4 protein-coding genes are annotated in these 16,185 nt (G+C 61.2%); 1 reads left to right on the plus strand and 3 read right to left on the minus strand.

The window, feature by feature from the left end; all coding sequences use genetic code 11:
• Nucleotides 1-190 precede the first annotated feature (190 nt).
• The 3 genes from CIB54_RS02065 to CIB54_RS02075 all read right to left on the minus strand — a co-directional run bounded on the left by CIB54_RS02065 (nucleotide 191) and on the right by CIB54_RS02075 (nucleotide 13,609).
• Nucleotides 191-5,035 carry a dermonecrotic toxin domain-containing protein gene (locus tag CIB54_RS02065; protein WP_101218383.1) on the minus strand — a complete coding sequence of 1,615 codons (4,845 nt, stop codon included), beginning with the start codon at nucleotides 5,033-5,035 and terminating at the stop codon, nucleotides 191-193.
• A 182-nt stretch (nucleotides 5,036-5,217) separates the two neighbouring features.
• Nucleotides 5,218-10,296: a dermonecrotic toxin domain-containing protein gene (locus CIB54_RS02070; RefSeq protein WP_101218385.1), complete on the minus strand. Its 5,079-nt coding sequence runs from the start codon at nucleotides 10,294-10,296 to the stop codon at nucleotides 5,218-5,220.
• A 214-nt stretch (nucleotides 10,297-10,510) separates the two neighbouring features.
• Nucleotides 10,511-13,609, minus strand: a complete 3,099-nt coding sequence (locus tag CIB54_RS02075) for a transglycosylase domain-containing protein (protein ID WP_101218387.1) — start codon at nucleotides 13,607-13,609, stop codon at nucleotides 10,511-10,513.
• A gap of 559 nt (nucleotides 13,610-14,168) precedes the next feature.
• On the opposite strand from CIB54_RS02075, the gene CIB54_RS02080 reads away from it, so the two are divergent.
• On the plus strand, nucleotides 14,169-15,581 hold the full coding sequence (locus CIB54_RS02080; RefSeq protein WP_065951775.1) for an amino acid permease: 1,413 nt from the start codon (nucleotides 14,169-14,171) through the stop codon (nucleotides 15,579-15,581).
• Nucleotides 15,582-16,185: the final 604 nt, after the last annotated feature.

The raw sequence follows: 16,185 nt of genomic DNA on the forward strand, positions 1-16,185 counted from the left end.
TCTTGAGGCGTCGGTGATGCTGCTGGTGTGTTCGACGTGCTCATTGGCAAGGTCCTCATGCTGATGGAGTGAACTATCAGCATGGGGTGGGGGCGGGTTGTGTCGGCGGTAACTATTGAAAGTGCGGGTGAAAGTGCGGGTGAAAGCGCGGGTGAAGGTGCAGGTGAAGGTGCGGGTCAAGCACGCGCGTTCAGGCCGGAGCCTGGGCGGACGCGCCTGCCGCTGAGAGGTCGAGAGGGGCTGTTTGCGGCGCTGTGGAGGGAATTCCCAGGCGCTCAAGTCGCGCCGATTGAGCCGGGTTGTGCCTGAGGAAAGCGCCTCCCTTGGGGGATACGTATTTCATCCAGGAGTCGATGTGAAGGCCATTATCAAATGCATATTTCATCACTTGCGCTTTTGTGATGGGCGCGGTTCTCGGGACTTCCGGTCGCAGGTACAGCCTGTCCCAGTCCAGAAGGTGTTGATCGGTGATCTTGCTTCTCTTACCCGATGGAAGATTGGCCAGCCTTATTGATCGGGTCATGCCTGGCTCGGTCAACTTGCCGCCCTTCGTCACGTACCTTGCCCACACGGTTGGGCTGATATGATGGGCCCTGACAAAGGCCTGCGCTGCTTGCGAGGTTTCATCACCCAGGCCTGTCCACGTCTTGAAAAGGTCGTCGGTAAACTTTGCGTACCCTTGTGCGGGCGCGGGGCCGATTTTGGCTAAACCCGCGGCGTTTATCTCGCCGCTTTGCCTTACATATTTGTTCCAGGTCTTGACTGCGATCGCTCGGCTTTTGAAAAAATCGGCTGGGTTGAGCGTTGTCAGCGGATTGGCTGACTGGGCATTGGCCGCGACGTGCGCGTTCCAATCCCTGAGAGCAACGGTGACGGTGCTGTCGACTTTTGGCCCTCCGCCGGGCACGCGGTTCAACGTGTCCAACTCCCAGCGTTGATTGGCCAGTTTACGCAGCTTGAAAGGCGTGACGCCTGCGCGGGGGGTGAGTACCGGGGCCACCAGCCCATGGGGGTCGTAGAGCTTGAACGAATTCTGAATCCGAAATACCTGCTCTTTACCCTGCCCATCGGCGGCGCGGACCAACCAGGTGGGGGGATTGCTCGGTGTGCGATAGATGCCTGTGCCTTCGGACAACGATGAGCCGGCCGGAATGCCATCCTTGACCACCAGGGCCGGAGACTCTTGTCGGAAGGCTGACTCATAGGCCGTCAGGTCGGGCTTGCGCGTGTTTCTTGCGGGCCGCAGTAGCATCTGTAACGGCTTGATACCAATACCGGCGGTGCGAATGGCGCCAGTGACGGTGGTGGTGGCCGTTGCGAACTCGAACAGAACCTGGCCCTTCCCGCCGCGACGTACAATCAACCCTGCAACGCTTTGCCCCACTTTGCGTAGGGCCTGGACCGTGGTCTTGCCCATTCGGCCCACCCAGCGCAAGGCCGAAGAGGTCAGATGCCCACCCCAGGGGAACCCGCCGAGCACGGTCATGACGACTTCAATGCCGAACATCACTTTGTTAAGCGTGGATTGGTAGGCCAATTCCTCATTGGTCACGCTTTCAGTATTGGTTTTGTCCAGCAAGTACAGGTAATTCTGCCGGTACAAGCCCTCCAGCACATCGCCTGGATGGGCGACCAGGCGATGATTGAGCAAGCGCGTGTTCGCCGGTAAACGTGCCAGCAGGTAAGCCTGCCAGGCCGAAGTGCGCATCAGCTTGATCAGCTCAGCCTCGCTGGCGACTTCCCTGAGTTCCACGCTGTCGGGCGCATGCGGGGTATAAAGCACCAGCATTTCATCGACGGCGGTGGAGAGTATCAAAACCCCGTTCACGGTCTGCCCACCGCGCCCCTCGGGCGCGTCGCTGGCGGGATTGAACATCAGGGCATTGGCGACGATTGCCTGCCCGTCGACCGGTTGGCGTACCTTGGGGTCTGTGGCGGCGAGTACGGCCGCCATCCAGGCGGCGCCTTTGTTTTGAACGGGGTCACTGGCCAATACTGTGCTGTAGGCATCCGGACTCAAGCGAGCCAACAAGGCTGCATAGTCCAGGGCGGCCGCCTGGCTCGCCATCCAGGCTTTTTTCACGGCCGTATCGGTGTGGGGTGCGAGGTGTTTTTTGAGGATGTTCTCGGTGTACTCGTGACCGATATTCAGCTCTTTGACCCACGCTTGGAGGCGCTCCTTGTCCACGGTGATGACTTCACCTTGGGCGTTACGCAGCCAGTTGCCCTGCGCAGTGGTCAGGTTGGCTTGCAATGTGTCGTCCTCTGTCCAGGATAAGCTCCTGCTCCATGGCTTGTTGTTTTGCAGCAGCAGGTTGGTCAGGCTGACGCGACTTGGCACCACTCGTTCATGCACTGAGCCAAAACCGGCACCGGCACTGATACGGGTTCGCGTGGTACGGATGACCATCGTCTGGTCCGGGTCAATGTCCTGTGCGCGATGGTCTGGCAGCAACGCGCGTATCTTCAACAGCACCCGTTGCCTGGCGTACCCGGCCAGTGTGGGAATCAGCGCGTGCCACTGTTTGCTCAGTTCGTTCTGTTTCTCGTCCGCGCTGCGCAGGTGGTCTTGCAGCGCCTTCTGGTCCGCTGGGCTCAGGCGCTTCTCCCAGTCCGGTCGCCAATGCTCCAACAGCCGCTGGTTGCGTGCCACAAAGGGCTCTGCCATGTCCAACAGCTCGACCAGTTCTACACGGCCATTGCTCTGCGGATCGGGTTCACCCTCGGCCAGGCCCAGGATGGCTTCGATGTCGGACTGCTGCTTGTCCAGTAACGCTTGAATGTTGTCGGCGACAAAATCACTGGCTATCGGTGCAAAGGTGTTGCGCAGGTCACTGCCCCATAACCCGGTTTTGCCGCGCAGTACCAACAGCGGCACGCTGGCGATCAATAATCTGCCCGTGTCGTCACCGGCGTCGATGCGGGCCTTCAGGGTGTCGTGCAGTGTTTGCAGGGTGGCAAATTCTTCAAAGCCCTGGCTCGGGGTAAACAGCACGACCGTACCCTCTCCAGCTTTATGGGTACTGAGATTTTTATGACCATTGGGCCAATGGGGATGTACCGGGCTGGAGCCGTCGCTGGAGGTCAGGACGAAGCTGCCGGCCAGGCGTACGCCCTGTGCATCACCGGTGTTCAGCGTTAATTGATACACCCCTGGGCGGTTTCCGTGGCTGAAGCGGGCTTCACGACGGGCCAGGGTTGGGCATTGCAGCACGCGATCAATCAACCGTCTGGCCTGCGGGCTCAACGTATTGTCGGCCATGCCCAGGCGCGCCTGCACATCCAGGGCTTGACGGTGCACCTCTATCAATCTGGCTTGTGGGCAGGCCAATTCAGGCGCTATGGGCGTGTGCCAGTAAGTGGTGATGTGTGCGCTCAACGTGGCCAGCAGGGTTTGCGCCAGGGCTGTGAGTGTACCGGTATACGCGATCTGGTCGGCAGCACTGAAGGCTGTGGCGCTGCTGAAGACACCTTCGGTGTGATTCGCTTGTTCCTGGGGTTCATCTTCCCAGCGTAATAAAGCGCAAAGCGCCTCCAACAGGCTTTGCGAAGATTCAAAATGGCGCTGACCGTCGCTGTCGGTGCGGTAGCGGTTGACATATAAACCGGTTTCTTGGGCCTGTTGTGGGAAGGTCTCCTTGAGCAGGGCTGACAACACACCCTCCAGCGAAGGATGTTTGTCGGGGGCCAGTACGTACTCGATCTGCTGGTTGAGTGAGTGCCAAAGCTGTATCAACTGCGCCTGCTGTTCAGGGTCCGGCGGTGTGTGGGCGAGGGCCGGCAGGGTCGTCGGGTCTACCGCTGCAGGCACGCGGGCGTTCAAGCTCGGGCTGCCTTTGAGCGGCAGTGCCAGGGGGGCGCCCAGCGCGGCCGCCAGTGTGTCAAACCGGGTAGGGGTGGCGCTGAAGGCTTGATCGATATCGGCCTCTTGCTGGTCACGCTGGGCTTGCAGGCACGCCCTGAATACGGGGCCGGTGATCGGCGTGTAGCGCAGGTTCTGCCCACTGCGTAACCCTTCGTCCACAAGGCGCCGCTGGCTGAGTGCAATGTTGGTGAGCAGACGGCCTTTTTCGGCACCTGCCACCAGGCGTCTGCGCAGGGTGTTCTCCATGGTGGAGAACTGCTCGAATACCTCAACGCCCAATTGCGGGGTGTAGAGGACCGTCGGGCGCGTGCCGTGCAGTCGCTCGGTGAGTACGAAGCAGCCGTTCAGCGCCGCCGACCAGTCGGGCTGGCCCGTCGAGTACAACGTGATCGCCACCACCTGCGGGCGTGTGGCGGTGCCCGAGGTCTCATGGAGCACCAGGTTGTCGATCAGCTGCCGGCCCTCGGTGTACACCTTCAGGTGGGCCTTGGCTGCGGCAACGTCCGTCAGGGCTTGAGTGTCCGTGGGCTTTTCCTGCAACGCCTGCTCGGCCTGGGCGACCTCTTGCAGGGCGTCGTAGGTGGTCAGATCCGACTCAAGTACAAACACGATGCGTTGTTTTTGACTGATGGCTTCGGACACGCTGAGGGCGCCGGTGGCTGCCTGGGCAGACGTCCAGAACACGTCGAGCTCGCGCAAGTAGAGCGCCTGGCTGTCGTGTTGCAGGTTGCTGATCAGTTGATTGAAGGCCGTGACTTCAAGGGCTGATAGTTCGCCGTCGCGACCAGCGTCGTGAGCGCGTGAGTAGAAGCCCACTGCCTGCTCGACTACGCCGGTTTGCGGTTCCTTGGCATGCTCGGTCGGTATTTTTCCGGTGGCAATAGCCTCTTGCAGGACCTGGGTCAGATTACGCGTGCGGGTGACCCGGGGCTTTGGTTCGAGGCGGTCTGGAGCGTCCGTCGTCGGGCTGTCGTACACATACTCGTTCAGAAAAACTGCATCGGGATCAAGCGGGGTGTCGGGCACAAGGTCGGCCAGTGCCTGGCGCAAATGGGCGGCCATCAGCGTGGCGAAGTCCGGCTGGGCATCGAGCAGATGCTCAATGGCCGTGAGACATACCGGTAACCGACGTAGCAGGTCTTCGGTTGGCGGAAGGGGCAGTGACGACATAACCTGGGTTTCCTGTAGAGAGAGGGTGACGGCACCCCGCGTGAATCGAACAATCGACTCGACCTACACTACTTACCCAGGGTAATGCAGCGGCCATACATAACCATTGCATGGGCCTTTCATCTCTGCGTTGAGCTGAGGTTTTTGCAGGTACCAGGGGCACGCCTGGTGCCTGCTGAGGGTCAAAACCCGACGGCAACCATGGCCTCACGAGTCAGGCGGCGGCCCAGTTCCTGTTCGTCGTAGAAACTCTTGAGAAACAGGCTCAAGTACCGTTCTTCCGTCATAGGCTCGCCGGTCAGGACTTGCTCATGGGCGACATTCAGTGCGTCTGCCAGGTCGAGCAGACGCTGTCGGAGTTCGGTGCTGGTGGTCGAACTTTTGCGCGCCGGTGGCAGTTGTTCATGGGCGGCCCAAGCCTGTTGAGCCAGGCGCAAATCGTCGATGCTTTCACTGGCCTGTTCATGCTGGCATTTGATCTGTCGGAACGCCTCGGGACGGGTATTGAGCAAATAGTCGCGCCAGAAATACTGCTCAAGCATCTGGTTCACCAGCCCATCGCCTTGCTCCTCCTCGATGACCTTGTCGTAGGCATTGGCCAGTTGCCAGGCTGCGACATCGCCGGCATCGCGGTATAGCATGTGGTCCGCCAACCAAGGCAGATCCAGGCGTTCCTTCAGGCCGGTCTGGTAGGCGCTGTACACTTCGACTTCATCCAGGGTGCCCGGAACACCGTCGACGACTTCGGTGGTCAGCCGCAACGGGGGGCCTTCGCTGCCATCCTCATTGAGTGCGGGGGTGTTGAGGCGAGTCTGGATATCGTGTCTGGCAATCTGGTTGACCTTGTCCAGCCGCGCCTTTTGTCTGGCCAGCCGTACCAGCGCACCGGTGCGGGCTTGAGGAGTGGGCTCGCGCCATGCCTCCAGCTTCATGGCTTCGATCCCCATGGCGTTGAACAGCTGGGCGCCCGCATCGGCGCAGTGGGTCGGCATGGCGCTCAGGTTGAACAGCGCAGTACGGGTTTGCTCGTCACTGTCGGCGGCCCTTAGCAGGCGCAAGACATTGGTGCGCAATTGTCTGAGGTTCTGGTTGTAGCGCGCCAGATCTTCCGGGTCGTGGACGATGTCGGGGGCGGGTTGTCGCTGGCTTCTGATGACTTCAAAAAAACCCTGTGAGCCATGTTCCCGTTCGAGATCGTCCCAGATTTCCTGCCATCCCTGGCGTAGTTCGGGTGTCAGGTGTTCGAACCAGAATTGACTGTCCAGCTTGCCTCGGGGGGGATAGGTGCGATAAGGATCCAGGCCCGCGGCGCGCCGGTAACTGACCAGCCGATCCTCGGCGTCTTGCTCCAGCTTGTTGTTGTCCAGGCGTGCCCGTGTCACCAGTTCGGCTTGCGCCGAGCCGGGTTCGACGATCGGTACCTGGGTGATCGGTGTATTCAGCAAATTCAGGTTGAAGTCGGGAGAACGGGGCAGCTCGAACAGCCCTATGGGCCAATCGCGGATTTGCGTGTTGTTGAGCGCCAGTATGCGCAATTCCGGCATGCGGCTGATGTCCGCCGGTGTGATCAAGTGTTCATTGTGCGAAAGGATCAATACCCTCAGGTGGTGTAATTGCCTGAGGTGTTCCAGGTTCTGCGCTCGCCAGCGAATCGGGTTTTCGGACAGGCCCAGATGGGTGAGTCGACGCATACCGCTGATGGCCGATGGAAAAGTCTTCAGGTGCTTGCCGGTGATATCCAGCATACGCAGGTTAGGGAAATTGTGCAGGAACGGGCTGTCGGCATCAGTGAAGTCGGTGCCTGCCAGGTTGAGGTTGGTGATGTGGTTCAACGCGGTATCCAATCGGGGGAAGTTTTGCACAAACCCGTAGATGGTTTCTCCACGCAGGTCCAGTTCACTGCCCACTCGGCGTTCGCCGAAATCCGTTTCGTACCCCTTGGCCGATTGCTCCCAACTGCTCTGTATGAGCGCAGTCACTCGCTTCCTGAACAACTGCTCCGGGAGTGTTGCGCGACGTCTTTGAGTGCCGGCAGCCGGCAGCCCCTGCCAATGGTTGAGTGCCTTGAGCAGGTGCTTTTTCTCGGTTTCAAGCTCAGTGAGCAGACGCTGTCCCTCGGCCGAGTCCAGCGACAGGGCATAGGCCGCTACATCTTCTTCGCAAAGCGTCGGATACAGCGACTTGAGGCGCTCGTCTACGCTGGCGCGCCCCAGTCTACGGCGCAGGGCGCTGAACATCGGCTTTTGCAGCAGATCTCGGATCTCAAGGGGGGCGACGCTGAAGACCGGCGGTTCGGCCAACACCGTGCGGCGTTCGGCAGGTGGTTGCAGGGTGCGTGTGAGCCACTGGCGCAACGCCTCGCCATCACCCGGCGCGAAGCCCAGGGTGCCACGGGGTAGGGCTTGTAGCACGGCTTCATACAAGTCCAAGGTGCTAGCGACGCCGGCTTCATGGCGTGCGTATTGCCCAGGCGCTGTGCGTACCAGCAGCGCATCGGTCGCCGCCTCGTCCGGACCGACCTGGCAACGCAGGTGCCCGCTGGGCACTTGCTCGCGGATGCTCAAGCGCAGGTTGGCGAACGCGTCACTGTGGATTCTCACCGCGTTGAGCAGCAGTCGTTCGGTATCGGGTGTGGGCGCGTTGCCCGGGTAGAAACCTTCGTAGGCGTGGGTGGTTCGCGCTTCGAACTGTAATTCCCTGGCCTGATGCTTGAGCCGTAGCGGCAAGCGCTTCTCGTCGTTCATCAACTGCACTTCCGCCGGGCGGGCCTGGTTGAGTATCACTCGGGCCAGGCTGTCGGGCAGCTCGGGGAACTGGCGTTGCAGCAGCAACCCGTGGGCGCTGTTTGACTGGCGTTTGAAACCGTACAGGTGCTCGAAGATATCGTCCTTGCGTGTGGCGACGTAACGGCTCAGCTGTTCACGCAGGGTTTGCGCCCGCGCCTCATTGTCGGCGGGCAAGGGCTTGCCGAGTACAGCGGTAAGCTCGGCGTTGTCCAGAAAGTCTACGATTCGTGGGGTTAACCGGCCTGCCAATAACGCTTCACGGCTGATGGCCAGCGTCGACTCCTGTGTTGCCTGCATTGCGCCATGGTGCATCGGCTCGCCGCTCAGGTCGGCTGCTTCGAACACCGCGATGGCTTTATCGACCGGCCAGCCAGGCATTCGCGTTACCATGTCGGCGGACCAATAAGCGGCTTCACCGTTGTCGGCGGACGGTTCACTGAGCGTGTCGATGTGCTGTCGCAGTTCGAAGCGATTCAGGGTATCGGTCAATAGCGGCGGCGGTGCCTGGTTTTCGGCGTACATATGCCTCAGCGCGCCGGGTTCGGTGCCACTGATATCGCCTAACTGCTGCAGGCGTGCAGGTGGCCAGGTGGCGGTGACGGGGCTCAGGCGCTGGAGCAGTTGTGAGTCGTCCCAGGCCCTGGGTTCTTCGCCCTCCAGCATCACGGCACCCTGACCGTTAAGCACCACCTCGGGACGATAGGCGTGCGGGCGTTGTGGATGGGCGATCCGGTGCCGGCCAGTGTCGGGTTCCTGGCTGACCTCGTAATGTTTGTTCTCCAGGCGCAGGATTTTTTTGCCGGCGTGCCAGTGAAACCCTTGGGCATCGGGTTTCGAGTCGGGGGCCAGGGTTACGGCTTTTTGTTCATAGGGGCTCAAGTCCGCATGCCACAAACGGGTTTTGCCATCAGCCAGCGTCACAGGCTTCAAACCCTCGACAAAGGCGGACAGCTTGAGATGGGCCAGGTGCCCGGCGGCACCGAATGCGATCAGCTGCACCACGTTCTCCGTGACCCCGACCACATGTTCAATGGCCTCCAGCCCTCGGCCTTCGGCCCAATCCAACAGCCCTTCGAACACTTCGTCCGCGAGTTGATAAGCGGTGTAGGCCAGCATCAATTCGCCCAGAAACGGAACGAAGGGGGTCACCACTAGCAGCGCCGCGTTGAGAATATCCGAGAGGATTTTTTCCAGATTATCCCACCAGGCCCAACGTGCCATGCGGTCCGCGTAGGCGGTTGCGATCGCAAGTTCACGGGCATCGTTGAGGATTTTATTGAGGCTTTGCTGATACAGATGCTCCCACAGTGGCGTGCGCACACGCGTCCCGCTGAACTGCAGGTTGGGGTTATCGAGGGGCGTGTCACGCCAGGTCGGCTGTGGATCGCCGGGCGCGCGCTGATGCCATTTCACCTGGCTCAAACGCGTGTCCAACTGGCTGAAAAAGTGCCCCTGGTACTGATGCTCGACAAACCGGCTGAAAAATTGCTGATAGTCGGGCTGGCGCAGTTGCCCCGTCAGTGCCTGCATGAACGCAACCGTCGAGGGATAGCGCTTGAGTGGGTGCTGCGGGTCATCCGGAATATAGGCGATCACGGGCGTTGCCTGGCGACTGACTTCCAGGTCGGCGGCAATCAGCACCACGCCGGTCAAGGTGGCGTCCATCAGGCTGAGGTCATGGCAGTGCGCGGCCTTGCCGTCGAGCGTCAGGTGTTGCTGGCCCTTGATCAAACCCGTGATCAACGCATGATCCAACGCCTGGATATCGCCCTTGATCAACGCCATGCGCGCGGCCACCGTGAGGGCGGCCTGCTGGTTGAGCATCACCCGGGCGCGCAGCACGCCCTCGACCACCGGGGCGGTGCGGCCGAGATAGTTCTCAAGATGCTGTTGGTACTGGGCGCCGATGTCCAGGTTGCGAACCAGCGCTTTGAACTGCTGGATCGACAGCCGGGCTTTGAGGGGGAGGACTTCGAAATGACCCAAGGCGTCGGGCAGGGTGATAAATTGCGAATCGGCGGTGAACGCCTCGCTGTCGGCAAAGTTGTGCAGTGCCGCGTCCAGCAGCGACACCGTGCGGCTTTGCACGCCACCGCCAAAATCCATGACCCACCATGGCCGGTCAGCCGGGGCATAGAGCCGCAGGCAGGTACTGCGGACATCGACATCAAGGTTGTACTGCTGTTTCAGCGCGGCTGTTAACAACGGCTCGGCGAAGCCTTTGAGATCGGTGATCGGGGCGAGTTTCTGGTCGACGAGGGTTTGGGTTTTCCAATGTTCGGCCACCGCGGTTTTCAATAATTGATGCTGGTGGGAGGAGGCACTTTTATACCAGGGCGCAATCGTTTTGCGGCTGGCTTTCAAAGCGCTGATGCGTGATATCGACAGCTTGGTGACCCAGTCGGGCAAGGCTTCCCGAATGACGTCGTAGTGCTGGCCCTTATCTTCGTGTGTGGCGGGGGCAATGGCGGTCATGGCGTATTTCTGCAGTGGGGGCGGACACTCAGATTAGGCTCGCGCAAGGGCGCGCCGGGCAGTAACAGTCTATTGATGCTGGGTGCCCGGCAGGCTGTAGCGTCGATGGCTCTATCACACCGAAGAAATCTGGCATGGCATCGTCAGGCGTTCACTCCTAGCGCGGTGGCCCGACCGGGCGAAGAGTGCGCGGCCTTTTGCCCGACGCCTGTTTTCAGTATTGCCCGGCCACGGGCTGGCACAGCGTCTGGCTGCCTGGCTTCAGGTACGGCAGCAGAATGGGCGCCATGCCTTTGAGCACTTGCACCGGCAGCGCCGAGGTGAACTTGAAGGTTTGTGCCGAACTGCCTGGGACGAAGGCGGTGAGCGTGCCGAAGTGGTGGTCACCGATAAAGAACACAAAGGTGGCAGTGCGGTTTATCGCCTTGGAACTGAGTACCCGACCGCCGGCGCCGATGGCTTCGATGCGGTTGTCGCCGGTTCCGGTCTTGCCGCCCATGGCCAGCGGTGTGCCGTCGTCCAGTTTGAAACTGCCGGCCACGCGTTTCGCTGTACCGGCATCCACCACTTGGGATAAAGCCCCTCGCAAGGCCCGCGCCACTTCTACCGGCATCACCCGCTTGCCCTCGGCCGGGTCGTTGATCACGCGGGTTTCATAAGGCGTATCGGCGGCAAAGTGCAGACTGTCGATGCGTACTGCCCGCGCACGCACGCCGTCATTGAGGATGATCCCCATCAGCTCGGCCAATGCGGCAGGGCGGTCGCCGGAGCTGCCGATGGCGGTGGCCAGCGATGGCACCAGGTGATCGAAGGGATAGCCCACGGCCCGCCAGCGTTGGTGGATATCCAGGAAGGCTTCAACCTCCAGCATGGTGCGGATACGGCTATCGCGCGCACGCTGATGGCGGCTCTTGAACAGCCAGCTGTACACCTCCTGACGCTCGAACTGGCTGGCCTTGACGACCTCGCCAAAGGTCGCGTCGGGGTGGTTGAGCAGGTAGCCCAGCAACCATAGGTCCAGCGGGTGGACCTTGGCGATATAGCCCTGGTCGGGCAAATCATAGGTGCCGGGGCCGTAGTCTGCGTACAGCCGCCGCAAGCGTTCGTCGGTCAGTTTGTCACTGGTTTTGGCAGTGCCCAGGTGTGAGCGCACAAAACGGTTGAACGTGTCCTGGTCGGCCTCGGGAAACAGGTAGCGGTGCACGGCGCTCAGGCGAATCGCCGTGGGGTGCAGGCTGTCGAGAAAGGTATCGAGGCGTGCCTGGGTGTCTTTCTTCTGGTATTTCCTCCAGAACTTGAGGAGGAAGGTGGTGCCTTCACGGTCGGCAAATTGGGCCAGGTATTCCTGGCGCCGTGGGTCGTCGTCATCCTTGAGCAACTGCGCGCTGTTATTGGGGCCTGTGTAGGTGACGTAACGTTCCAGGTCGCGCATCAGGCGAATGAACGGCAGGTTGATCGACTCCCGTAATGCATCGCGCAAGGTCGGGTTGCGGCCGTTGTCTTCGTGACGGAAATTGTGGAAGTGGTGCAGGCCGCCACCGGTGAAAAAGCCTTCGCTGGGGCTGGCCGAGTAAGTACGGTCGAGGGCGGCGGCGAGCATGCGGCTCAGGGATTTGTCCGCGGCGTGGATCAGATAGTCCAAGGCCCAACGGCTGATACGGTCCTGCTCGGCGATCTCGGTTTTTTCAAGGGCGGCCGGTGTTTGCGCGGCATAGCGCTCATGCAGTTCGCTGATGATTTGCAGGTAAGTGGTGAGTACCCGCAGCTTGGCCGTGGAGCCCAGTTCCAGCTTGCTGCCTTCGTTGATGTCGAAGGGTTGGTCGGTATTGTCGGTTTGCACGCGCACCCGCGAACCCTGCGCAGTCAGCTCGAACAGGGTAAAGCTGTAGCGCACCTGGGCGGTGCTGGCGGGCGTCAGCAGGCGTTCGCCGAGCAGGCCGGTCTTACCGGCGAAGGTCGGGTCGGCCAATTGCTTGAGGTAGTCGGTGACCTGGGTTTGCAGCTCGCCCTGCAAGGTGCTGGTGGCGGAAAGGTCCAGGCGATCAAGGTCGTACAGCGGTCGGTTGAGCAGCGCGGCGAGGCGGCTGCGGGCGACGCTGATGCCCTTGTTGGTGTCGATGGGCTGGACGGTCGGCTGTTGCTGCCAGTCGCGGTAGGTGACACGCGCCGCCAGCGCGGCCTTGAGCAGTTTTGGCTCGATCAGATCGTTCTGCGCCAACAGGCGCAGGTGGCTGTCGGTGAGCCGCGCCAGTTCGTCGCGTCCCTTGGCCAGGTAATGGGAAGGGCGGCGTTGGGCGATCATCAGCGACAATACTTGGCGCAACGCAAGGCCACGCGCGTCCAGGCTGGCTGGCGTCGATGCCGTGTCGAGCAGGGCCCGATTGACCTGGGTGAAGTCGGCGCCGTACCACACGCGCAAGCCTTCGGCCATGCCATGCACTTCGCCATGCCCGGGCACGGCCGACAAAGGCACACTGTTCAGGTAATCGCGCACCACGTTCTGCCGGGCGACAAGCGTGTTCGGGCCATTCTGGTAGGCACGCACGCTGGCCGAGAGCATCTGGCGGATCTTTTCGCTGCCCGACAGGGTCAGGCCTTCGGGCGAATGGCGGTACTTTTCCAGTTGCGTCGCCAGGGTGCTGCCGCCCGCGGTCTGCCCAGGCAAGTGCAATTGACGGGCGAGCTGTGACCATGCGGCCTTGGCAAAGCGCGGCCAATCCACCGCCGGGTTGGCCTGCGCGGGAACAGGCGCCAGCAACTCGCGGTTTTCGATGAACAGCAGGCTGTTGACCATCAGCGACGGAATGTCATCGAAGCGCGCATACAACTGGGTCGGGTAGTTGAACTGATACAGCGGTGCGGCGCGGCAATCGGTGAGGGTCAACCCGGCCTGGATTTTCTCGGCGTAGGGGATAAACAGCCCGTGGCGGCTGTAGTCCATCAGCGCCTCGGAGAAGCGCGCCTGGGACTGGATCAGGTAGTTGCGCTTGAGCAAGCGCGGCAGGAACTCGCCAAGGTCGCTGTAGCCCAGGCGTCGGTCGAACGGCCCGGCGCCGGGATACACCATCGCATCGCTGGCGCCTGGAGCCACGCTGTAGGTCAATGTGGCGGCCCACTGGCTGAATTCGCGCGCCTGCCAGCGGGCGGTGTGGATTTCCCGGTGTGCGGCAAAGCCCAGGGCGATCAAGGCCATTACCAGGATCAGCCAACCCAGGCGGCGCCAGGGATGTTTTTTTGCAGGCAAAGACGCTGGAGACGGGCTGTCGTTGTCGAGTTCAGCCTTGACGGGACCGGTTTGCCACAGAGCGCCCATAGTCGATTGATCCATGCTTGCAGATTGATCGGACCTGTCTGAAGCGTAGACGCGGATTGCCTGCGCCATGAGGTTTGTTGGTTAAAGATCGCGCAGAAGGCCCTGTGGTAGCAGTGCCGTGGGGGCCGTCATGCAGGCCTGCGGTTCGATTGCTGATCCACCAGGCGATTTGACGACGGCTGTCTCTGCGGCCTGCGGTAGTGAATGACTCGTGTGCACACGGTGGTCGGGGATTCTCACCTGCACCGGGCTCGACATGTCCCACCCCTTCAAAGGTATGCAATACTCCGCGCCGTTTTGCGCCGAGAAGGCCGGTCTAGACCACTAGCGCACCTCCGTGGCAGCCGGTTTTTTCGGGGTATATCGCCAAATATTGCTGTTTATTGAGTGAAAAGCCCTATCGGGAGCTTTTTATACTGCACGTCCCGCCGACCTGTCCCACTCCGTGCGCCAGGTAGGTTTGCCCACGAGGCAAACCCGGCCAAGCCGGTGTCTGAACCCCCCGTTCTTACGCCGCAGGCTCGGTGGATAAATCCAATAAAAACGAGGTTGTATCCCTATGCCTGTTGGCAAACCACTGCCCCCTGGCGAGACCGCTCAAGGCGGCCCGCTCAAACGCGAACTCGGTGAACGGCATATTCGCCTGATGGCCCTCGGTGCCTGCATCGGCGTCGGCCTGTTTCTCGGCTCGGCCAAGGCCATTGAAATGGCCGGCCCGGCGATCATGCTGTCCTACATCATTGGCGGCCTGGCAATCCTGGTGATCATGCGTGCCCTCGGTGAGATGGCCGTGCACAACCCTGTCGCCGGTTCGTTCAGTCGTTATGCCCAGGATTACCTTGGCCCGTTGGCGGGCTTTCTCACCGGCTGGAACTATTGGTTCCTGTGGCTGGTGACCTGCGTCGCGGAAATCACAGCCGTGGCGGTGTACATGGGCGTCTGGTTCCCCGACACCCCCCGCTGGATCTGGGCCCTGGCGGCGCTGATCAGCATGGGCACCATCAACCTGATCGCGGTCAAGGCGTTCGGTGAGTTCGAGTTCTGGTTCGCCTTGATCAAGATCGTCACCATCATTGCCATGGTGATCGGCGGCGTCGGCATCATTGCCTTCGGCTTCGGCAATGACGGCGTGGCGCTGGGCATTTCCAACCTGTGGACCCATGGCGGCTTCATGCCCAACGGCGTACAGGGCGTATTGATGTCGTTGCAGATGGTGATGTTCGCCTACCTGGGCGTGGAGATGATCGGCCTCACCGCCGGTGAAGCGCGCAACCCGCAGAAGACGATTCCCAGCGCCATCGGCTCGGTGTTCTGGCGCATCCTGCTGTTCTACGTGGGCGCGTTGTTCGTGATCCTGTCGATCTACCCGTGGAATGAAATCGGCACCCAGGGCAGCCCGTTCGTGATGACCTTTGAACGCCTGGGCATCAAGACCGCCGCGGGTATCATCAACTTCGTGGTGATTACCGCCGCGTTGTCGTCCTGCAACGGTGGCATCTTCAGTACCGGGCGCATGCTCTACAGCCTGGCGCAGAATGGCCAGGCTCCGGCCACCTTCGGCACCACGTCCAGCAATGGCGTGCCACGTAAAGCGTTGCTGCTGTCGATTTTTGCCTTGCTGTTGGGCGTGCTGCTCAACTACCTGGTGCCGGACCAGGTGTTCGTATGGGTGACCTCCATCGCCACCTTCGGCGCGATCTGGACCTGGCTGATGATCCTGCTGGCGCAGCTCAAATTCCGAAAGGGCTTGAGCCCGGCCGAGCAAGCGGCCCTCAAATACCGCATGTGGCTGTACCCGGTCAGTTCCTACCTGGCGCTGGCGTTCCTGCTGCTGGTCGTGGGCCTGATGGCGTACTTCCCGGACACCCGCGTGGCGCTGTATGTCGGCCCTGCGTTCCTGGTGCTGTTGACGGTGTTGTATTACGTGTTCAAGTTGCAGCCGACCCAGGCGACGGGGCGTTCAGTTGCCTGAATCCTTAGGCCGAACCGGAGCCGGGAAATAGCGAGCAGGCTTGCCCTAATGCCGATCAGTTAGCGCAGATCTCCTGTGGGATGGGGCTTGCTCCCGAAGGCGGCCTCAGGACCGATCAGGATGTTGGGTCGATCCCGGTTCAAATGTGGGAGGGGGCTTGCTCCCGAAGGCGGCCTCAGGACCGATCAGGATGTTGGGTCGATCCCGGTCAAATGTGGGAGGGGGCTTGCTCCCGAAGGCGGCCTCAGGACCGATCAGGATGTTGGGTCGATCCCGGTCAAATGTGGGAGGGGGCTTGCTCCCGAAGGCGGCCTCAGGACCGATCAGGATGTTGGGTCGATCCCGGTTCAAATGTGGGAGGGGGCTTGCTCCCGAAGGCGGCCTCAGGACCGACCAGGATGCTGGGTCGATCCCGGTCCAAATGTGGGAGGGGGCTTGCCCCCGATGGCGGCCTCCGGGCCGACCAGGATGCTGGATCAGACCGAGTACATATCCGTTTCTGCGGTAACGGCTGCTATCGGTTCCGCTTTTACAGCGGGTCACTTTTGGAAAAGAGCCCCAAAAGTAACCAAAAAGGCTCTTGCCCCACCACTCGGCACCTCGC

The organism is Pseudomonas fluorescens, from assembly GCF_002837185.1.
Taxonomy (GTDB): domain Bacteria; phylum Pseudomonadota; class Gammaproteobacteria; order Pseudomonadales; family Pseudomonadaceae; genus Aquipseudomonas; species Aquipseudomonas fluorescens_AM.

Bases quoted from the DNA above. Each gene is read 5' to 3' on its own strand.
- CIB54_RS02065 (WP_101218383.1), bottom strand. From the start codon at position 5,035: ATGTCGTCACTGCCCCTTCCGCCAACCGAAGACCTGCTACGTCGGTTA.
- CIB54_RS02070 (WP_101218385.1), bottom strand. From the start codon at position 10,296: ATGACCGCCATTGCCCCCGCCACACACGAAGATAAGGGCCAGCACTAC.
- CIB54_RS02075 (WP_101218387.1), bottom strand. From the start codon at position 13,609: ATGGGCGCTCTGTGGCAAACCGGTCCCGTCAAGGCTGAACTCGACAAC.
- CIB54_RS02080 (WP_065951775.1), top strand. From the start codon at position 14,169: ATGCCTGTTGGCAAACCACTGCCCCCTGGCGAGACCGCTCAAGGCGGC.